At 38.1% G+C, this 19,646-nt stretch carries 19 protein-coding genes; 15 read left to right on the forward strand and 4 right to left on the reverse strand.

All coding sequences use genetic code 11. The features are described from left to right. Positions 1-2: 2 nt before the first annotated feature. The 14 genes from ACIQ1H_RS14800 (at position 3) to ACIQ1H_RS14865 (ending at position 13,686) form a co-directional block, all read left to right on the forward strand. Entirely contained in the window at positions 3-1,361 is a 1,359-nt protein-coding gene (locus ACIQ1H_RS14800; protein ID WP_402889746.1) for an acetyl-CoA carboxylase biotin carboxylase subunit, read from the forward strand. A 198-nt stretch (positions 1,362-1,559) separates the two neighbouring features. After that, positions 1,560-1,772 (forward strand): acetyl-CoA carboxylase biotin carboxyl carrier protein subunit, encoded by a 213-nt coding sequence (locus ACIQ1H_RS14805; protein ID WP_402889747.1) that lies wholly within the window; start codon positions 1,560-1,562, stop codon positions 1,770-1,772. A gap of 12 nt (positions 1,773-1,784) precedes the next feature. Continuing rightward, positions 1,785-2,702 (forward strand): hydroxymethylglutaryl-CoA lyase, encoded by a 918-nt coding sequence (locus ACIQ1H_RS14810; protein ID WP_402889748.1) that lies wholly within the window; start codon positions 1,785-1,787, stop codon positions 2,700-2,702. Then, on the forward strand, positions 2,699-3,484 hold the full coding sequence (locus ACIQ1H_RS14815; protein ID WP_402889750.1) for an enoyl-CoA hydratase: 786 nt from the start codon (positions 2,699-2,701) through the stop codon (positions 3,482-3,484). Before ACIQ1H_RS14810 ends, ACIQ1H_RS14815 begins: the two co-directional genes overlap by 4 nt. 24 nt (positions 3,485-3,508) lie before the next feature. Then, entirely contained in the window at positions 3,509-5,047 is a 1,539-nt protein-coding gene (locus ACIQ1H_RS14820) for an acyl-CoA carboxylase subunit beta (RefSeq protein WP_173478701.1), read from the forward strand. A 126-nt stretch (positions 5,048-5,173) separates the two neighbouring features. Beyond that, positions 5,174-5,752, forward strand: coding sequence for a VanZ family protein (locus ACIQ1H_RS14825; RefSeq protein ID WP_228134354.1), 579 nt, complete (start codon positions 5,174-5,176; stop codon positions 5,750-5,752). Positions 5,753-6,100: 348 nt separating this feature from the next. Continuing rightward, positions 6,101-6,904 (forward strand): putative metalloprotease CJM1_0395 family protein, encoded by an 804-nt coding sequence (locus ACIQ1H_RS14830; protein ID WP_402889751.1) that lies wholly within the window; start codon positions 6,101-6,103, stop codon positions 6,902-6,904. 23 nt (positions 6,905-6,927) lie between these two features. Next, a complete protein-coding gene (gene ybaK, locus ACIQ1H_RS14835) occupies positions 6,928-7,422 on the forward strand; it encodes a Cys-tRNA(Pro) deacylase (protein ID WP_402889753.1) in 495 nt (164 codons plus the stop codon). 131 nt (positions 7,423-7,553) lie between these two features. Continuing rightward, positions 7,554-8,186 carry a YczE/YyaS/YitT family protein gene (locus tag ACIQ1H_RS14840; protein WP_402889755.1) on the forward strand — a complete coding sequence of 211 codons (633 nt, stop codon included), beginning with the start codon at positions 7,554-7,556 and terminating at the stop codon, positions 8,184-8,186. 199 nt (positions 8,187-8,385) lie between these two features. After that, entirely contained in the window at positions 8,386-9,462 is a 1,077-nt protein-coding gene (locus ACIQ1H_RS14845) for a nucleotide kinase (RefSeq protein WP_402889757.1), read from the forward strand. Positions 9,463-9,695: 233 nt separating this feature from the next. Next, complete coding sequence (locus ACIQ1H_RS14850) at positions 9,696-10,895, forward strand: glycine C-acetyltransferase (RefSeq protein WP_173478695.1); 1,200 nt, start codon at positions 9,696-9,698, stop codon at positions 10,893-10,895. Positions 10,896-11,142: 247 nt separating this feature from the next. Then, positions 11,143-12,153, forward strand: a complete 1,011-nt coding sequence (locus ACIQ1H_RS14855) for a methionine ABC transporter ATP-binding protein (RefSeq protein WP_402889759.1) — start codon at positions 11,143-11,145, stop codon at positions 12,151-12,153. Further along, a complete protein-coding gene (locus ACIQ1H_RS14860) occupies positions 12,146-12,814 on the forward strand; it encodes a methionine ABC transporter permease (RefSeq protein WP_173478693.1) in 669 nt (222 codons plus the stop codon). The genes ACIQ1H_RS14855 and ACIQ1H_RS14860 overlap by 8 nt, the downstream gene beginning before the upstream one ends. A gap of 20 nt (positions 12,815-12,834) precedes the next feature. Next, complete coding sequence (locus ACIQ1H_RS14865; RefSeq protein ID WP_173478692.1) at positions 12,835-13,686, forward strand: MetQ/NlpA family ABC transporter substrate-binding protein; 852 nt, start codon at positions 12,835-12,837, stop codon at positions 13,684-13,686. 43 nt (positions 13,687-13,729) lie between these two features. On the opposite strand, the gene ACIQ1H_RS14870 is transcribed toward ACIQ1H_RS14865, so the two are convergent. From ACIQ1H_RS14870 to ACIQ1H_RS14880, 3 genes are all read right to left on the reverse strand, one after another. Next, on the reverse strand, positions 13,730-14,899 hold the full coding sequence (locus ACIQ1H_RS14870; protein ID WP_402889761.1) for a pyridoxal phosphate-dependent aminotransferase: 1,170 nt from the start codon (positions 14,897-14,899) through the stop codon (positions 13,730-13,732). A 159-nt stretch (positions 14,900-15,058) separates the two neighbouring features. Next, a complete protein-coding gene (locus tag ACIQ1H_RS14875; RefSeq protein WP_402889763.1) occupies positions 15,059-15,472 on the reverse strand; it encodes a hypothetical protein in 414 nt (137 codons plus the stop codon). Between the two features lie 335 nt (positions 15,473-15,807). Further along, positions 15,808-16,506, reverse strand: coding sequence for a polysaccharide deacetylase family protein (locus ACIQ1H_RS14880; RefSeq protein ID WP_402889765.1), 699 nt, complete (start codon positions 16,504-16,506; stop codon positions 15,808-15,810). A 612-nt stretch (positions 16,507-17,118) separates the two neighbouring features. Here ACIQ1H_RS14880 and ACIQ1H_RS14885 point away from each other — a divergent pair. Continuing rightward, positions 17,119-17,910, forward strand: a complete 792-nt coding sequence (locus ACIQ1H_RS14885; protein WP_173478687.1) for a carbon-nitrogen family hydrolase — start codon at positions 17,119-17,121, stop codon at positions 17,908-17,910. Positions 17,911-18,076: 166 nt separating this feature from the next. Here the strand turns inward: ACIQ1H_RS14885 and ACIQ1H_RS14890 are convergent, their stop codons facing one another. Then, positions 18,077-19,645 (reverse strand): PucR family transcriptional regulator, encoded by a 1,569-nt coding sequence (locus tag ACIQ1H_RS14890; RefSeq protein WP_402889767.1) that lies wholly within the window; start codon positions 19,643-19,645, stop codon positions 18,077-18,079. Between the last annotated feature and the right edge of the window lies 1 nt (position 19,646).

Here is a 19,646-nt window from a genome sequence, read left to right on the forward strand (position 1 = left end):
CAATGTTCAAGAAAGTATTAATTGCAAATCGTGGTGAAATTGCTAGACGTATTATACGCACTTGTAAGCGACTCAATATTCAAACGGTGGCGGTATATTCTGAGGCGGATGCTGAAAGCTTACATGTGAAAGATGCAGACGAGGCATACTGCGTTGGTAAGCCGCCTGTTGTTCAAAGCTATTTAAATATTGATCGCATTCTTGAAATTGCAAAAGAAAGCGGGGCTGACGCTGTTCATCCAGGATATGGCTTACTTTCGGAAAACGCTGATTTTGCAAAACGTTGTACAGGGGCTGGTCTAGTATTTATTGGACCTAGCGCTTCGGTGATTGCGTCCATGGGCAGTAAATTGGAAGCCCGAAAGACGATGAAATCTGCAGGTGTCCCGATTGTAGAAGGAGTTGAAACGCCTGTCAAAGACGTTTCAGAAGCAGTTGAAATCGCTTCCCGTTTAGGTTATCCGATTATGCTGAAAGCGTCTGCTGGGGGTGGAGGTATCGGCATGCAGTTAGTGTCTGATGCTGAGGAGTTGGAGAAAGCCTTCGAGGGTAATCAGAAACGTGCACAATCATTTTTTGGTGATGGCACGATGTACATGGAACGTTTCATAGCTAATCCACATCATGTTGAAGTACAGATTATCGCTGATTATGAAGGAAATGTCGTGCCATTATTTGAACGAGAATGTTCAATTCAACGCCGCAATCAAAAAGTGGTTGAAGAAGCACCGTCTCCATTTATCTCTGAGGAAACGCGAGCAAAAATGCTAGAAGCCTCTGTGCAAGCAGTGAAGCATATCGGTTATGTAAACGCAGGAACAATTGAATATTTAGTAGATGCAGAGCAAAATTTTTATTTCTTAGAGATGAACACACGTCTGCAAGTAGAGCATCCAGTGACAGAAGAAATAACGAAGCTGGATCTTGTGGAAGAACAGCTGAAAGTAGCGGCGCGACAACCGTTAAGCTTTACACGCGACAGCATTGACAAACAAGGGCATGCAATTGAAGTACGCATTTATGCGGAAAACCCGACAACATTTTTCCCGTCTCCAGGCAAAATTACAGAGCTAGTATTACCGCTAGGAGAAGGTATCCGACATGAATGTGGTGTAGAAGCAGGCTCAACTGTGACACCTTTCTATGATCCAATGATTAGTAAATTAGTAGTATGGGGTGGAACGCGAGCAATTGCCTGTGAGCGCCTAATACAAGCACTACAAGATTACAAAATTGAAGGAATACAAACAAATATACCGATGCTTTTGAAAACTGTAACCCATGAGCAATTTTTAAAAGGGCATACAACAACGAAATTTGTGGAGGAGTTTTATTTACCACAATTAACAGAAACAAAATAAGGATAAGTTCATGATTTAGACATTCGTAGCAACGAGTTTATAAGAAATAGCTCGTGTTGACGGTCAGATGTTTTCATACTGAGGAGCTTATGCAAAGCATGTGCTAGTACGCATGCGTTACAAAATGAAAATATGTGTGTTGATTTAAGTGATAGCTGTCACTTAAAGCAAGTACACCAACTATTTGGAGGGATTTATATGGCAACAGTAAAAGCGAGCATGGCAGGAACAGTATGGAAAATCGTAGTGGCAGAAGGCGATAAAGTAACAGCAGGGCAAGACGTAGCAATTTTAGAGTCAATGAAAATGGAGATTCCGATTGCTGCCGAAGAGGATGGCATTGTAACAAAAATTATTGCGAACGAAGGCGATTTCATTAACGTTGATGATGATATTTTAGAAATTGAATAGGGAGGCATTTCTATGCAATTACCAAAGCATGTCACGTTAAAGGAAGTAGGGCCTCGGGATGGTTTGCAAAACGAAAAGGTACACATCGCGACTGCAGATAAAGTACAGCTAGTAAATTTACTTAGTCGGACGGGATTAAATTATATAGAAGTAACGTCTTTCGTCCATCCGAAGTGGATTCCTCAATTAGCAGATGCAGTAGAAGTGTTGCAAGCTATTAAGCGAGAAAAGGACATAACGTATGCGGCACTCGTGCCAAACATGCGAGGACTAGAACGGGCATTGCTAGCAGGCATCGATGAGGCAAGCATTTTTATGTCTGCTAGTGAAAGTCATAATCAAAAAAATATCAATAAAACAATCCACGAAACATTTCCAATAATGAAGGAAGTAGTTGATGGGGCAAAGGCCGCAAATAAGTATATACGTGGTTATATCTCAACAGTAATTGGTTGCCCTTATGAGGGTTACATACACCCAGAAAAGGTTTTACAAGTAACAGATAAATTATTGGAAATGGGCGTTGATGAAATATCGCTTGGCGATACAATCGGCGTTGGCGTACCGACGCAGGTTGAGCATCTTTTAGAAGAGTTGCTAAAGAGGTATCCAACTGAAAAATTTGCGATGCACTTCCATGATACGCGTGGTACAGCGCTAGCTAACATTATGAAATCATTAGAAATGGGTATTACAAAATTTGATAGTGCACTCGGTGGTCTGGGCGGTTGCCCTTATGCAAAAGGTGCAACAGGTAATGTAGCCACAGAAGATTTGTTGTATCTATTAGAAGGAATGGGCATCGAAACAGGTGTTAATAAGCAAAGGCTGTTAGAAGCGGTACTATTTATAGAACAAAAGCTAGGGAAGGACGTTGCATCTAAACAAATGGCCATTGTTCGTAATGAAGGGAGTGCCAATGTCACGTGACACAACAACTCGTTCAATTTGATTTATTACCAGGTAATATAGGGCTCATTACACTTTCTAGACCAGAAGCTGCAAATGCCATGTCAGTACAATTATTAAACGACCTTAGTGCTACGCTAGATAAAATAAATGCTGATCCAGCAGTACGTGTTGTTTTATTATCAGGCGCAGGGGAAAAGGCATTTTGTGCTGGGGCAGATTTAAAAGAGCGTAAAGGAATGTCTGATCATCAAGTAAAACAAGTTGTGCAATTAATCGGAGCAACCATTGCAAAAGTAGAGTCATTAGCTCAGCCTGTCATTGCAGTGTTAAATGGCGTTGCATTTGGGGGCGGACTAGAACTCGCTTTAGCTTGCGATTTACGCATAGCGGCGACACATATCAAGGTTGGTCTTACGGAAACTTCTCTTGGCATTATTCCAGGCGCAGGTGGAACACAACGCTTACCGCGATTAATTGGAATTGGAAAAGCGAAGGAACTAATTTATACAGCACGTCGAATCGATGCCGAGCAAGCGAAACACCTCGGTATTGTGGAATATGTATATGAGGGTCATGAAGTACAAGAAAAAGCGCAACAGCTTGCACTTGAAATGGCAAAAAATGCGCCATTGTCATTAATTCAAGCGAAAAATGCTATTAATAATGGTGTGGAAGTAGATTTAGCTACAGGCTTGAAAATCGAGTCACTTGCATATAGCGCACTTATTCCAACTGAAGATCGCTTGGAGGGCTTACAAGCTTTCCAGGAAAAAAGAGCACCGCAATACTCAGGAAAGTAATGGACTGCAAAGGGGGAATTGGACATGAGCAATATATCTACAGAAAACACATCAAATGCGATGAAGGAACAAATTTTAGCAGGGGGACTGCCAAAATATCACGATAAAAATGCACAACAAGGCAAGCTATTTGTTCGAGAGCGACTAGAATTATTACTAGATGATGGACTTCAGTCGGAAGATGGGCTTTACGCGAACTGTTTAGCAGGTGATTTACCAGCAGATGGTGTTATTACAGGTATCGGTAAAATCCACGGTCGTACAGTATGTGTGTTAGCTAATGATTCGACAATTAAAGCAGGGTCTTGGGGAAAACGTACAGTAGAAAAAATGATTCGTATTCAAGAAACGGCGGAGAAGCTAAATTGTCCATTATTTTATTTAGTGGATTCAGCAGGTGCGCGTATTACAGATCAGTTAGAGATGTTCCCTGGTCGTCGTGGGGCAGGACGAATTTTCTACAATCAAGTAAAACTTTCAGGTAAAGTACCGCAAATTTGCTTGCTGTTTGGTCCTTCTGCAGCTGGGGGCGCTTATATTCCTGCATTTTCTGATATTGTGGTGATGGTGGAAGGCAACGCATCTATGTATTTAGGGTCACCACGTATGGCAGAAATGGTCATCGGTGAAAAAGTAGATTTAGAAACAATGGGTGGCGCTAAAATGCATTGTTCCGTTTCTGGTTGTGGGGACGTTCTAGTAAAAACAGAACAAGAAGCGATTGCTTATGCTCGAAAATACTTAAGCTATTTCCCGAATAACTATGCGGAGCGTAGTAAAGTGGAGGCTCCAAAGCCACCAGCAACATTTGAAAAATCAATTGAAGAATTAATTCCTAAAAATCAAAACTCGCCATTTGATATGTATCAGTTAATTGATCGGTTGATTGATGAAGATTCTTTCTGTGAAGTGAAAAAATTATTTGCCGCAGAATTAATAACAGGTCTTGGCCGTATTAATGGACAATCAGTTGGTATTATCGCCAACCAACCTCGTGTGAAGGGTGGCGTATTGTTCCACGATTCGGCTGACAAAGCAGCAAAATTTATTTCATTATGTGATGCCTTTAATATTCCATTAATATTCCTTGTAGACGTACCAGGATTTATGATAGGCACACAGGTTGAAAAGGCAGGCATTATTCGTCACGGTGCGAAAATGATTTTTGCAATGAGCGAGGCCACTGTACCGAAGCTAACTGTAATTGTTCGTAAAGCGTATGGTGCTGGGCTTTATGCAATGGCAGGTCCAGCTTTCGAGCCTGATTGCTGTATTGCGTTGTCGAACGCACAAATAGCCGTAATGGGGCCAGAGGCAGCAGTAAATGCAGTATATGCCAATAAAATTGCTGAACTACCAAAAGAAGAACAAGCAAGCTTTATTGCTGAGAAGAGAAAAGAATATCAAGAGGAAATTGACATTTATCGCTTAGCATCTGAGCTAATTATTGATGATGTCATTGAGCCAAATGATTTACGAAAAGCACTAGAAACACGTTTGGACTTGTATATGTCTAAATACTTGTTATTTTCTCAACGGAAGCACGGTGTAAATCCAGTATAAGAAGAAACACTTTCATTAAAAAATGCACCCAGTTTATGCTGGAGTGCATTTTTTGATATATTTCACCCCTTGCATGTGTACGGTCAGACATATTAAAATATGGGATGGATAAGAGGAAGTGGGTGAATGAGCATGGCAAAAAATAATATATCCAGTATCCAAGGTGATGCCAAGCTACCATTACCATTTCGAGCGTGGATTGATACGTATTACATACAACTTAAAGTAATAGGTTGGGTGTTTTTTAGCTTTTACACATGTATTGCCTTTTACAAGCTAGTAATTAATCGTTTAGTAGAAGTTTGTATTATGTTGTTCAGGGGCAATTATTCTTTAAGCGAGATGGGTTTATTTGATTATAGTAGCTGGCGGGTAACGACAAATTTTATACCGTTTGAAACGATTTTACGTTATATCAACTACTCACAATATTTTAATTTAGACTTGATTGTCGTAAACTTATTAGGCAATTTATTAATTTTTACACCGATGGGTTTTTTGTTACCGCTACTGTCAAAGAGGTTTCGAAAGGCGTGGGTAATTATTTGTATAGGCTTTTTCTCTAGCCTTGCTGTTGAAACCGTACAATTTATTTTTACGGTTGGTTCTGCAGATGTTGATGATTTAATTTTAAATACGCTAGGTGCCTGGTTTGGGTACTTAGCTTATAAATGTGTGCTTATTATGCCCAAAAAGCGAGCGTAAAGTTCGTTTGTAGAAGAAACAGTCCATTTAAAATGGGCTGTTTTTTATTATCGATAAGCACTATTTTACAGGTGTTTAATGTGATAAATTTTAATGAAAATAAATGAAAAAGTAATAAAGAAAAGTAATAACAATTAAATTACTTTAATTAATAGGGTGTTTTTACCTATTAAAAAATTTTAATATTGTTTCTTTAGGAGGTTCGTAGTGATTTTTGCTTGAATTTAAGAGAGAAAATTCCGATAATAATAGTACAGAAACAGTTCAGTTTGAATAAAAATAGGGAATAGAAAGTTGTTCATATTTACTACTAAACTTGCATATTAAAAAGAAAGTCGAGGTGAGGATATGAAACTATCAAACATGATGGAGCAAGAGAGACAATCTGCTTATTATAATCGTAAGAAAATCCTTCAGCGCAAAGAGGCTGGTGATGCTTATCGAAAAAATGCACAGTATTTCCAACCAGAAAAAAATCCGATATTGCTAGAGCTTGAAAATCTATTATTAGGACGCCAAGATCAAGATTTATATGAGCAACATAAAGAGGAATCTAAAGACGTAACGCCACAGCAACAGGCGTTGATGCAAGGCTTACAACAAACAGAAAAAAGTGTAAGGGCTCATGAGCATGCATTTAAAACAACTGGCAGTGATATAGGGGAATCGCCCTCTTCATCACGGCAAAAAGGAACGGATACGGACCAATTTACGGCATTAAATGATTTAGCTGAAGCGGAAATTAATACGGATGCTGAAAGTGCGGACACATTGCAAATTTTACAGCAGGTTCGAAGTGCGGCGCTAACACCTACAGTTCCATCTCCGCAAGATTTACGTATAGCAGCTAGTGCAGATGTCCAAATGCAACAAATTCAGGCACATATCAATGGTGCAGAGCTAGATGAAACATTACTGAAGGAGCTTGAACCATCTTTTGTGACGGAAACAATTAATGTAAAGGTGCCAGAACGATTTTCAAAGGAATTGAATTTGGATCCATTGGCAGATACAATTTTCGGTAAGACGTATGATGAGACGTTGAAAGCACGGACATTTAAAATGGCGTCAGCAAAATATGTTGCGCATATTCAAATGGCAAAAAGCGGCTATCTATATGGAGACAACTCAACGTTTTCAATGACAGCCTAAAGGATAGATAGGGGATTTTAATTGTGGCAAAAGCGAAGTATACGAAAACCAATGCAATTAGATTGTTAGAGCAACAAAAAATACAGTTTGATGTTTTGGAGTACGAGACAGGTGACGGTCAAGTAGATGGAGTGTCAGTAGCTGAAAAAATCGGACACCCTGTCACAAGTGTATTTAAAACATTAGTGGCAAAGGCGAGCGCTCAAAAGCTTTTTGTCTTTGTTATTCCAGTTGCGGAGGAACTTGATTTGAAAGCTGCTGCTAAAGTCGTTGGCGAGAAAAAGATTGAGATGCTAGCGGTGAAGGAGCTACTTGGTTATACAGGCTATGTCCGTGGTGGATGCTCGCCAGTCGGCATGAAAAAGCTATATCCGACGGTTATTGATGCATCTGCACGTGAGCAAGGAAGTATGATTGTTAGTGCAGGGAAAATTGGTATGCAAATTAATGTTCAAGTTGATGATTTACTTACAGTGACTAAGGCGCAACTTGCTCCCATCACAACTATCCAAGAATAATCCTTGGATAGTTTTTTATTTTGGGAAAAATATAGTCGGATTAATTAAAATAATTAGCGGAATATGAGATTTTGCAGTAGAAATGATGATAAAGTTAGAGCAATATCATACATAGAGAGAAGGATAGTGAAATGCGAAAAGTCACAGGATGGCGCTGGGCGTTTTTTGTGGTAGGAATGGTGATAATGTCATTAGGAATTACGATGTCGATCAAAGGGAAAATTGTAGGAACAAGCCCATGGGATGTGTTACATGTAGGGCTATTTCAAAATTTCGGCTTAACAATAGGAACTTGGTCTATTGTAACAGGGCTTTTAATCGTCGTCTCTACCTCGATTGTATTACGGCAATGGCCCAAAATAGGGACATGGCTAAATATGCTACTTATCGGTTCATTTATTGATGTGTTTAATTGGCTGTTACCTTCAACTGATATTTATGGCTTACAAATAACTTATTTTGTACTTGGTTTATTTATTTTAAGCTTCGGCTGTGGCATGTATATTGCGCCAAATATGGGTGCAGGTCCGCGCGATACTTTAATGATGATTCTCGTTGAACGATTTGGAGGGACGATTAAAACCGCGCGTATGGGCATCGAAGTTCTCGTCACTATTTTTGGATGGTTGCTCGGGGGTCCTGTTGGTGTTGGTACTGTCGTCATTGCATTAACATCAGGCTATATTGTGCAAATTTCCTTACCGTATTGTCGTAAAGTTTTAATGAAATGTATCGGAAGCATGGAGGGCATCAAACCATTTTAAGTGGTGACAGGCACACAAACAATTCTGAAATTTTAAGTGGATTTTTACGAATTAGGAGCTTATATTCTGCCAGATGTCCATGCCTAAGTGCCAGGTACGCACACAATTAGTGTCAGGCACTCAAACAATTTGCCTCCCCTTTCATCTTTTTGCCTAATAGTTCATATAATGTCTTGGCATAAAAAAAGGGGGAGCGACATTGAACGGAAATGTTACCTATTACTTTGGACACGCACTTACTGGGCAAGGAATCAAACATTTATATAAAGAAATGATGGATGAAGCGGAATTAGTTTACGTTCTGCAAGGCCCATCAACATATAAAGGATCAGAGCTTTTGAAGGAGCTAGGCTATTATTATGTAAAACAGGGCTTTGCAGTAGAGTGGTTTCAACACGCATTGTTAGAGAACGTAATAGAGGGAGTCTTTGTTCGAGGCTGTAACCGACTCTATGTGTGGTCTTCGCAATGGGGAATTGAACCAACTTTATTTGGTACGAAGCATCGTGTGCTGTCCTTTTATGATTGCTTAGAAGAAGACCGACTTGAAGAGATTGGCGAAAAGCTAGCTGTTGCGATAAAAGAGCGGGAGTTATGGCGTGAAAAGTGTATAACAATGCTTGAAATCGCCAAAAAAATACATGATGACTGGGAAATTGTTACGCAAAGTTGCATGAACTGGCAAGCTTTAGATGAACAAGTTACAAACTTAAAGTCGAATATTTTTCAATCCATCGTTTTAAATAAAACTGGAAGACGCACGCATCGACTATTAGGAACACTTACACCTCGAGGTGCAGAAAATACAGTAGATAGCATGACGAAAAATTTAGCGAGAAGATTGATGATAAAGGGCAAGCCAGGTACGGGGAAATCCTCATTAATGAAAGGATTAGCAGACGAGGCAAATGCAAGAGGGCTGGATGCGCAAATTGTGTGGTGTGGCTTAGATGCTGGTTCAGTGGATATGGTCATTGTACCCGAATTAAACCTTTGTATATTTGATAGTACAGAGCCCCATGTATTTGATCCACAAGATGGAAGATTAGGCGATGAAATTTTTGATATGGGGAAACATTGTGTTTTGACAGAGGAAGCCGAAGCTCAAATTGAAGAAATCCGTGTGAACTATAAAAGCGCAATGCAAGATGCAATCGGCTATACAACGCGATATGCAGAAGCAGAGAAAACAATTCGCCAGCTCATGGATCAATGTTTGTCGACTGCGATTTGGCGTGAAAAAACAGCTCCTTTATTTGAAAGATTAGCAAAGTAATTTATTCTAATTGGTTGCTTATGCTACACTATGAGTAGACTAGTCGATCTTTATTCAATAGCTGCTAGCGAAAGCGAAATGGATGCAAATGACCCCTTATTTGCATAGATGTGAACAGCAAGCTGAATGAAGAGAATGCCTCTGGCAGAAGCCTTGGATTTTGAGTTGTAGGATGCATGCATAAAATAAAATCCGAATATTATGACGCCGAGACAAAACTGATCTTAGAAAGGATGATACTCTTGTCTAAAGTACTAAATACATTTTTAGATGAAAACTTACAAGCCTTACGTGATCAAGGCTTATACAATGAAATTGACGCAGTAGAAGGCGCAAATGGGCCAGTTATTCAGGTTCGAGGTCAGAATCTTATCAATCTTTCCTCTAATAACTATCTTGGCTTGGCAACAAATGAGCAATTAAAGCAAATTGCTAAAGAAGCAACAGAAAAATATGGTGTAGGTGCAGGGGCTGTTCGTACAATTAATGGTACACTTGATCTGCATGTTAAATTAGAAGAAAAGCTTGCAGAATTTAAAGGTACAGAAGCGGCTATTTCTTATCAATCAGGCTTTAACTGTAATATGGCTGCTATTTCAGCTGTTATGGATAAAAACGATGCCATTTTATCAGACCAATTAAACCATGCTTCTATTATTGATGGATGCCGCTTATCGCGTGCAAAAATCATTGCGTACAATCACTCGGATATGGAAGATTTACGCGCAAAAGCAAAAGAGGCTACAGAATCAGGTTTGTATAATAAAGTAATGGTAATTACAGATGGTGTTTTCTCAATGGATGGCGATATCGCCAAACTACCAGAAATCGTTGAAATTGCGAAAGAGTTTGATTTAATTACTTATGTCGATGATGCACATGGATCAGGTGTTACTGGTAAAGGGAAGGGCACTGTAAAACATTTCGGTCTAGAAAAAGAAATCGACTTCCAAATCGGTACACTTTCAAAGGCAATTGGAGTGGTCGGCGGTTATGTTGCTGGCAAGAAAAATCTGATTGACTGGTTGAAAGTCCGTTCTCGTCCATTTTTATTCTCAACAGCATTACCACCAGGTGATGTGGCGGCTATTACGGCAGCAGTACAAATGCTTATTGATTCAACAGAACTACATGATAAGCTATGGGAAAATGGCGATTACTTAAAAGCAGGGTTAGCGAAATTAGGCTTTAATATCGGAGAATCAGAAACACCGATTACACCATGTATTATTGGTGATGAAAAGCTGACACAAACGTTCTCTCGTCGCTTATTTGAGGAAGGCGTTTATGCAAAATCAATCGTTTTCCCAACTGTTCCAAAAGGCACTGGCCGTGTTCGTAATATGCCGACAGCTGCTCACACAAAGGAAATGCTAGACAACGCATTGACAATTTATGAAAAAGTAGGCCGTGAATTAGGCGTAATTTCATAATGACTAGAAGGCACTTTTTGTTCGAATAGAACAGGGAGTGCCTTCTTTTCTTTTATATTACGTACAGTTTTGCTTCGAAAATTCGCTATATTGCTTAAGATATAATCATTTAATCGGAAAATAACTATTCGGTGATATGATAGATTGTCAAAAGAGATTGACAAATAACATAATTCGAACTATTCTATAAAGCATATTGAAATAGTAGGTTATAATAGCTGTTGAATAATTGAATAAGGAGAACAAAATGCTCGAATTTCGTAATGTATCAAAAGTTTATAGCTCAAAGAAAAAAGAAGTTGTTGGTGTTAGCGATGTATCCTTAACAATTAATCGTGGCGATATTTTCGGAATAGTAGGTTATTCGGGAGCTGGTAAAAGCTCGCTTTTACGTTGTATAAATTTATTAGAACGGCCTACTAGCGGTGAAATATTAATTAATGGTAAGGATTTGACAAAGCTATCACGAAATGAACTACGTTTAGCGCGCTTAAAAATCGGAATGATATTTCAACATTTCTATTTAATAAGCCAAAAAACAGTAGGCGAAAATATAGCCTTCGCCCTAAAGGCGGCGAATATGCCAGCTACTAATATTCCTGCAAGAGTGGACGAATTGCTTAAAATGGTTGATTTAGCAGAAAAAAGGGATGTGTATCCTGCGCAGCTTAGTGGGGGTCAAAAGCAAAGAGTAGGGATTGCAAGAGCTTTAGCAAACAATCCAGCGATGTTGCTCTGCGATGAAGCCACGTCTGCTCTCGATCCTAAAACAACAGTATCCATTTTACGACTGTTAAAGGAAATTAATAATAAGTTAGGGATTACGATTGTCCTTATTACACATGAAATGGATGTTGTGAAGGAAATTTGCAATCGTATGGCTGTTATGCAGGATGGTAAAGTCATCGAGGAAGGCGAAGTATATGATATTTTCGCTAGCCCTCAAAAAGTATTAACACAAGAATTTATTAGTAGTGTGGTATCTTTTGATATTCCACAAACAATTTTAAAAAATGTACAAGGTCAAATCGTCAAAATTTTATTTAAAGGAAATGTAGCAGGAGAAGGCGTTATTGCTGACACGATGCAACGTTTTTACGTAAAAGGGAATTTCCTTCATGGCACAATCGAATACATACAAGAACGACCACTCGGTATTTTTTTAATGGAGCTACAAGGTGAGGACAGTGAGTTAGCAAAAGCTGTTGCCTATATGACCGAACGTGGTGCTATTGTGGAGGTGGTTCAGCATGTTTGATGTAACCCATTTTATCGAGATGATTCCAGATATATTGAAAGCCTTTCAGGAAACGATTATTATGATTGGCATCTCGCTATCTGTGTCAATCGTGGTAGGTTTACCACTTGGCATTTTACTATTTGTTACGGATAAGGGGCTATTTTGGGAAAATCGTTTAATTAAAAGTGTGTTCGGCTTTGCGGTGAACTTTATTCGGTCGATTCCATACATCATTTTATTAGTCGCGTTATTCCCATTAACGAAACTACTAGTTGGACAAACAATTGGGCCGATTGCAGCGAGTGTTTCGTTATCAGTTGCAGCCATTCCATTTTTTGCACGATTAGTGGAAACGTCATTACGAGAAATTGATAAAGGTGTTATTGAGGCGTCAATAGCAGTAGGTGCCACACCGTGGATGATTATTAAAGATGTTTTAATTCCTGAAGCAAAATCAAGCATCATTCAAGCAATGACAGTTACTGTCATTAGTTTAGTTGCTTTCTCTGCAATGGCAGGTGTAGTAGGTGGCGGTGGTATTGGTGATTTAGCTATCCGATTCGGCTACTATCGTTATGATAATACAATTATGATTGCTACCGTTGCGATTTTAATTTTGCTCGTGCAAGCGATACAAATTGCTGGCGACTGGTTTGCAAAATCAATTGATAAAAGATAAGAAGAGGAGAGAAAGAAAAGATGAGAAAATCATTACTAGCATTTTTGACAATTATCCTTGCTGTCGTTTTAGCAGCATGTGGTTCTAGCGACAAAGGTTCCGATTCAAAAAAAGGTTCAGATGCAGCGGGAGATAGTAAATCTATTAAACTAGGTGCAACAGCAGGACCTTATAGTGATATGCTTAAAAAAGCAATTATTCCACAGCTTGAAGAAAAAGGTTACAAAGTTGAATTAGTAGAGTTCAGTGATTATGTGCAACCAAATAAAGCTTTAGATAATGGCGATATTGATGCGAACTTATTCCAGCATACGAAGTACTTAGAAAACTTTGAAGAGCAGAACAACATGGATTTAGAAGCATTAATTATTGTGCCGACTGCGCCAATGGGCTTTTTCTCGAACAAATACAAATCAATCGATGAAATTCCTGATGGGGCAACTGTGGCAATTGCCAATGATCCTTCAAATGCAGCACGTACATTATTATCATTGCAGGAGCAAGGCTTAATCGAGATTGACCCTAGCATTGAAGAATTAAAAGCATCAGAAAAAGATGTTGTGAAAAACGACAAAAATTTAGTATTCCAACCGATCGAGGCTGCTGCACTTCCGCGTACAGTGGAAAGTGTGGATTTAGCTGGCGTACCTGGTAACTTTGCTTTAGCAGCGGGGCTAGATTTACTAAATGCGGTATTTTTAGAAAACATGCCTGACCAATTCCGTAACGTTATTGCGGTAAAGGCTGATAATAAAGATTCACAATTATCAAAGGATCTAGTTGAAATTGTAGAATCGGCTAAATTCGAAGAAGTTATTGATGCAGATTTCAAAGGCTTTGGTAAACCAGAGTGGATGGAAAATCGTAAATAATAAAAAACAAGAAGCACTCGTCATATGGCGAGTGCTTCTTGACTTATCGTTTAAAAAGGTTAAGCTTTTCAATTCGGCCAATAGCTTCACGTAAGCGTTCTTCGCTTACAAGCAAACCGACACGTACATAGCCTTCACCAAACTGTCCAAAGCCATTACCAGCGGCTACAGCAATATCCACTTTATCAAGTAATACATCGGCAAATTGTTCACTTGTGTACCCTAGTGGAACAGGGAGCCAAGCAAAAAACGAACCTTTTGGAGCGGTTACTTGCCAACCGATACGCTGTGCTTCTTCGATAAGAACGTTTCGTCGACGTTCATATGTTTCCTTAAGTTCCTGTGCACAAGTTTGTGAGGAAGTTAAAGCGATAGCTGCTGCCTGTTGAATAGCAGGGAATTGGCTACAGAATAAATGATCTTGAAGAAGATTAATAGCTTCTATAACTTGTGCATTTCCAACTGCGAAACCGATGCGCCAGCCAGCCATATTATAGGTTTTTGATAATGTATACAGTTCAATGCCGACATCTTTGGCACCGTCGGCCTGCAAAAAACTTACTGGTTTATTGCCATCAAAGCCAATCGCACCGTAGGCGAAATCGTGTGCTACAATCATTTGATGCGCTTTTGCAAAGCTTACTGTTTCTTCGAAAAATGCAACTGTTGCTGTTCCACCAGTAGGATTGTTCGGGTAATTTAAGTAAAGAAGCTTAGCTCTTTCTTTTACTTCATCGGATAATGCATCATAGTCAGGTAAAAAATCATTTTCTGCAAAAAGTGGCATGACGTCATATTGCACGTCACCTAACACAACACCAGATAAATAATCTGGATACCCTGGATCAGGTAACAGCATGGTGTCACCAGGATTTAACACTGCCATTGGTAGTTCCACAAGTCCAATTTTCGTACCACCTAAAATGGCTACTTCTGTATCAGGATTAATATCAACGTTGTATTCACGTTTATAAAAATCAGCTGCCGCTTGGCGTAATTCAGTAATGCCACGAAACGGAGAGTATTTATGATGCTGTGGATTTTCTGCTGCATCTTGAAGTGCTTTAATTATATGCGGGGGAGTCGGTTGGTCGGGATTGCCTTGACCAAGATTAATAATGTCGCGTCCTTCCGCTAGTGCTGCATTGACCTTTTGTACAAGTGCTGCAAAAAATTGTGGAGGGAGTTGCTGTAGTTTTTTTGATAATTCCATGTATGTTCACCTTTTTCAGAATATAATAATTATTATAGATATGTTGCAAATACTATTACTTTTTTAATAGATTGTCTATAGTCTTTCTTTATCAAGGGGAAAAAACGTATAAAGAAGACCAAAAAGAGACTTATGTGGAAAGAAAAGACCAGGACTCATTTAATTTTGAGCCTGGTCTTTATTTGGGTTACGATCTATAAATTCGTTGATTTCATCTTTTAATCGATAAACTTGTGTGAAGTAAAGATGTTCAGGTACTTCGTCACGTATTTGCCATTCTCGTAAAACTTTGTGATGGAAAGTTACAAAATACTCTTCTAATACACTTCTGTCAATGCCTTGTTTTGTAGCCATTTCAGCTATAGAAAGACCTTGGTGCCAATATAAATTAAACTCCTCCTCAGACAATTTTAATAACGCATAAATCTCTTCGTAATTATATTTGAGGCTATATTCATATTGTTTTTCTGTTGTAGAGTCATTCGTATTTTCTTCAGCGTTAACTATATCGCTAAGTAATGTTGAATTAGAAATAAATAAAGTAGCTATGACTATCGGTATAAATTTTTTCACAAGTATCTCCTCTCGTTTTTCACCGTATTATTTATTTTGTGAAAGTTATTTATAAAAATACGTCTAATTGTTGCCTTGGTCTTTTTTGTACTTATGAGGATGGAATTGTCTATGTAATATATCAACTCCAATGAAAACAAGGAAAGCGCCAATTATTCTCAAAAGAATATTCTTTATCAGAACATCATCAATCGTTATAGCGATGAGCATACTTCCGAACAATATCATGATGAATCCTAAAAACCCTTTTATATATGTCATATTTACCTCCTAAAAATGCTACTCGAAAGTGGCACTAGTTTCAGTTTTAGTCTTTTTGAGTAAGGTTGCATGTTTTACATATCCTGAAGTTCATTAACAGTAACAAATGTATAGCCTTCATTTGAAAGCTCTTGTAAAATGCCTTCAATTGTTTGAAGCGTATTATCGGTTTTATCATACATTGGATGAATCAATATAATTGAACCAGGCTCGATATTTTCTTGTACATAATTTATTTTGTCTGTCGCTAAGCTGTAATAACTATCTGGTTCGAGATTCCAAGTTATCGTGTCTCGATGATGTTTCTTTAGGTAGTATGGAAATCCTATAAGTTTTTTCCCATTGGGAGGCCGAACATCAATTTCTCCTTTAAAACCAGCATTGCGAATCAATAGATCGGTTTTTTCAATTTCTTTCTTATAATATGAAGGGGTTTTGAAAACCATCCGATTATGAGAATAGGTGTGATTGCCGATTTGATGTCCTTGCTCTACAATTTTTTTTGCCTCGTCTGGATGTGTTTCAATTTCTTCGCCAATTAGAAAGAAGGTCGCTTTTGCATGATATTTTTCTAATAGTGGCAGTATCATATTTACATTTTCTGTTGGGCCATCATCAAACGTTAATGCAACCACTTTTTGAGTTGTCTCTACTTGTTTCGTTATATTTCCGAACAACTGATATGTCCTAGAATTCATTAATTTATATGTGGCCAGTAATAGGAGAAAAACTAGCAGAAAGCTTGTCACAGTGATGATTACTTTCCTTTTCATAACAACCCTTCTTTCTTATTTTGCATATTAGAAAGCCTAGTCTTACGGGAGTAAGGAAGAAAAATAAAAAAGATGGGATTCCCATCTTTTTTATTGCTTATCTAACTTATCAGAAATACTTTTAAGGATTTGTATTTGCTCTTGTTGTATTTTAAGAAATTTAAGCAGAAACCAAATGACAAATACAGCTGGAGCTATGTAAATTAATAAGCTTAAGAGAGGTAAAAAAACGAAGAATGCGCTTTCCATAAATGATGTGACCTTCCTTCTTGATTATGATTTTTACTTTCGGGAATACCTTTATTATCATATCAATGTATGTAATAAGTATATCAGTAATGGTTTTTGTTGTCATTAAACGATAAAAATGTATATATTTATCGTTTTTAAAGTCGTTAACAAAACATTAAAAGATGAACATAGCCTGAAATTGATGACAATTGTCTTTAAGTATTTCATGGAATCTTTACCCTGATATCATCGACATGCCATGTGCACTCAGTGATATAATGGAACAAAGAAAAATGTAGTGTAGTAAGCTACACGGTATAGGAAGTACGCATATGTCTTGAATGTTAAAACTATTTTTTACGAATGGATGGGGGAATAAACATGAAAATAGGTTGTATTCAATTGAATGTAAGATTCGGTAAAGTAGAAGAAAATTTTGTGAGAGCAGAGGAAAAAATTCGCGAAGCGGCACGCTTAGGCGCGGAGATTATAGTACTTCCCGAAATGTGGAATACAGGCTATGCGCTTGAAAAACTAGCCGAACTTGCAGATACAGATGGCCAACGAGCAAAGGCATTTCTACAAAGCTTGGCAATCGAACTTGGTGTACATATTGTGGGGGGCTCTGTCGCAACGAAGAAGGGCGATAAATTTTACAATACGATGTATTCCTTTGATAAGGAAGGAAATCTGGTTGGTGAATACAGTAAAGCACATTTATTCCGCCTGATGGATGAACATCTTTATTTAGAAGCGGGTGATGAAATGAACCGCTTTGCATTGGGGGATATTGAAGCAGCGGGTGTTATTTGCTATGATATTCGTTTTCCAGAATGGTTACGTGCGCATGCATTAGATGGTGCAAAGGTGATATTCGTACCAGCTCAATGGCCAACACCTCGTATCGATCATTGGAAAACATTATTGCAGGCACGTGCAATTGAAAATCAATGCTTTGTCATTGCCGTTAATCGTATTGCTAACAAGGTAGAAAACTTTAATGGTCAATCTATGGTGATTCAACCTTGGGGTGAAGTATTATGGGTTGGAGCAGAAGATGAGGAAGTAGCCGTTATAGACGTCGACTTTTCAATTGTCGATGAAGTTCGAGGAAGAATTCCAGTTTATGATGACCGTAGACCAGGCCTGTATAGTGGCGTAGTTAACAAATAAGTGCCACTCTTAGAGTGCCAGGCACCCAAACAATTCTGAATTCTATATCCAAGTAAAAATCCACTTAGATTTCCGCGGCTTATGGAGTGATGCGCGCCGAAAGTGAAGTGGATTTTTACGTTTTATATGGAGGAGTGCCAGTCACTCAAACAATTTGACAGTGGACTTACTTCTTTTCTTCTATGAGCGAATTGGCAAGTAACATAAACTCAAGTGTAATGCGATTATGACCCTTCATAAAATCCTCCCCTAGCAAACTTTCAAGCTTCTTTAGGCGATGATAGAGTGTTTGCCGTACAATAAATAATTGTTTAGCAGTTTGTTGTTTGGATCCATTTGTCTGTAGATATACTTGAAGTGTTTCGAGCAATTTACTGTTGTGCTTTTTATCATATTCAATAACAGGCTGTAAATAGTCTTGAATGACTTCTTGTAAATCCACTTGCATTTGCAATTTGTAAATGAGGTGGTATAAGTGTAAGTCATCATAGAAAAACGAGGTCGTTTGCACTTTGCCACAAATATATAATGTTTCTAAAGCCGTTTGATAGCTCTTCGGAATTTCCTCGACATCTGAAACGACCTTACCAATCGCTAGTTGATATCCTTGTGATAGTTGCTTTTTATAAAAATCCGTTTTTTTAAGCGTAGAAAAAAGCGTATTTAGTAATTCTCGGCTCGCTTTACAGTCTTTTGTATGGAGGAGAATGAAAATAACATAGCTCTTCCTTTCGAATAAAAAAGGGATAAAACCATTTTGTTCAAATAGATTGCGATAATAAAGCTTGCTATACACAATATCCTCTTGTACCTTCATAATTGTATAGGGTGAAGATAAAATAAACACTGCGCTACTATAATAAGTAAAGTTCGAATGATGGGACACGATAAATTTAAAAATTTCCTCTTTCGTTAGCTTGTGATCAATCCAATCCGCTAAAATCGTTGCATCCTCAATATCCCTTTTCTCTTCAATATAAAATTCACGCATTAAAAGCTGAGCAAGTGCCGTCGCTGTACGATCTAAAATCAGTAATTCAAATTCAGAGAACAATCCATCCCCTCGATAAAGGGTTAAATCTGCATAATGTTGATCGACAATAAAAATAGGCTCATGTATAAATTGTGTTGCTGATTTTGGCATCTTTAATAAATCCCGTCGTTTGACTGTAGGTATATTCGGAAAAAAGATAGGGTCTCGACCTTTAATAGAAAAAATGATTTGTGTACGTAGTGCCTGATAGAGTGTTTGCAAAATATCATCTACGGTTTGTCCTAACAGAGCATTTTTGTTTAAAGTTTGTGAGTAAGTTTCTAATGAAGAAATCATAAAATATTGTTGGTTCATAATTTGACTATGTAAATCCTGTGTAATCCTCACAAAAGGAACTGTTTCATGAAAAACTATGATTGGGAAGTCATGTTGGTTGGCAAGTGAAAGAATGGATTCTGGTATTGTTTGTAAATAAGTACCGTATTCTATGCAAAGTGCTGCACAGTTTTTTTTAATTAAAGACTCCACAAAAAAGATAAAGTCCTCAATACAATGCTGTAAACTAATTCCCGTCGTTAAAACCAATTCGTCCCCAGCTAGGAAATTATCAACTTGCACAATTTCAATAACATGTGCCCACTTTACAATTCGTAATAATCCATCTTTGCCTGCAACAACCTCGGCGCTTTTAAAGTGTTCATTTTCTAATATGTCCTTTACTAGAAGCTTATATTGACTCATT

Source organism: Lysinibacillus sp. NPDC097279 (assembly GCF_044761745.1).
In the GTDB taxonomy this organism is placed as follows: Bacteria; Bacillota; Bacilli; order Bacillales_A; family Planococcaceae; genus Lysinibacillus.

Excerpts from the sequence above, each read along its gene's own strand:
- ACIQ1H_RS14800 (WP_402889746.1), top strand. The coding sequence starts at position 3 with ATGTTCAAGAAAGTATTAATTGCAAATCGTGGTGAAATTGCTAGACGT.
- ACIQ1H_RS14805 (WP_402889747.1), top strand. The coding sequence starts at position 1,560 with ATGGCAACAGTAAAAGCGAGCATGGCAGGAACAGTATGGAAAATCGTA.
- ACIQ1H_RS14810 (WP_402889748.1), top strand. The coding sequence starts at position 1,785 with ATGCAATTACCAAAGCATGTCACGTTAAAGGAAGTAGGGCCTCGGGAT.
- ACIQ1H_RS14820 (WP_173478701.1), top strand. The coding sequence starts at position 3,509 with ATGAGCAATATATCTACAGAAAACACATCAAATGCGATGAAGGAACAA.
- ACIQ1H_RS14825 (WP_228134354.1), top strand. The coding sequence starts at position 5,174 with ATGAGCATGGCAAAAAATAATATATCCAGTATCCAAGGTGATGCCAAG.
- ACIQ1H_RS14830 (WP_402889751.1), top strand. The coding sequence starts at position 6,101 with ATGAAACTATCAAACATGATGGAGCAAGAGAGACAATCTGCTTATTAT.
- ACIQ1H_RS14840 (WP_402889755.1), top strand. The coding sequence starts at position 7,554 with ATGCGAAAAGTCACAGGATGGCGCTGGGCGTTTTTTGTGGTAGGAATG.
- ACIQ1H_RS14850 (WP_173478695.1), top strand. The coding sequence starts at position 9,696 with ATGATACTCTTGTCTAAAGTACTAAATACATTTTTAGATGAAAACTTA.
- ACIQ1H_RS14855 (WP_402889759.1), top strand. The coding sequence starts at position 11,143 with ATGCTCGAATTTCGTAATGTATCAAAAGTTTATAGCTCAAAGAAAAAA.
- ACIQ1H_RS14860 (WP_173478693.1), top strand. The coding sequence starts at position 12,146 with ATGTTTGATGTAACCCATTTTATCGAGATGATTCCAGATATATTGAAA.
- ACIQ1H_RS14865 (WP_173478692.1), top strand. The coding sequence starts at position 12,835 with ATGAGAAAATCATTACTAGCATTTTTGACAATTATCCTTGCTGTCGTT.
- ACIQ1H_RS14870 (WP_402889761.1), bottom strand. The coding sequence starts at position 14,899 with ATGGAATTATCAAAAAAACTACAGCAACTCCCTCCACAATTTTTTGCA.
- ACIQ1H_RS14880 (WP_402889765.1), bottom strand. The coding sequence starts at position 16,506 with ATGAAAAGGAAAGTAATCATCACTGTGACAAGCTTTCTGCTAGTTTTT.
- ACIQ1H_RS14885 (WP_173478687.1), top strand. The coding sequence starts at position 17,119 with ATGAAAATAGGTTGTATTCAATTGAATGTAAGATTCGGTAAAGTAGAA.
- ACIQ1H_RS14890 (WP_402889767.1), bottom strand. The coding sequence starts at position 19,645 with ATGAGTCAATATAAGCTTCTAGTAAAGGACATATTAGAAAATGAACAC.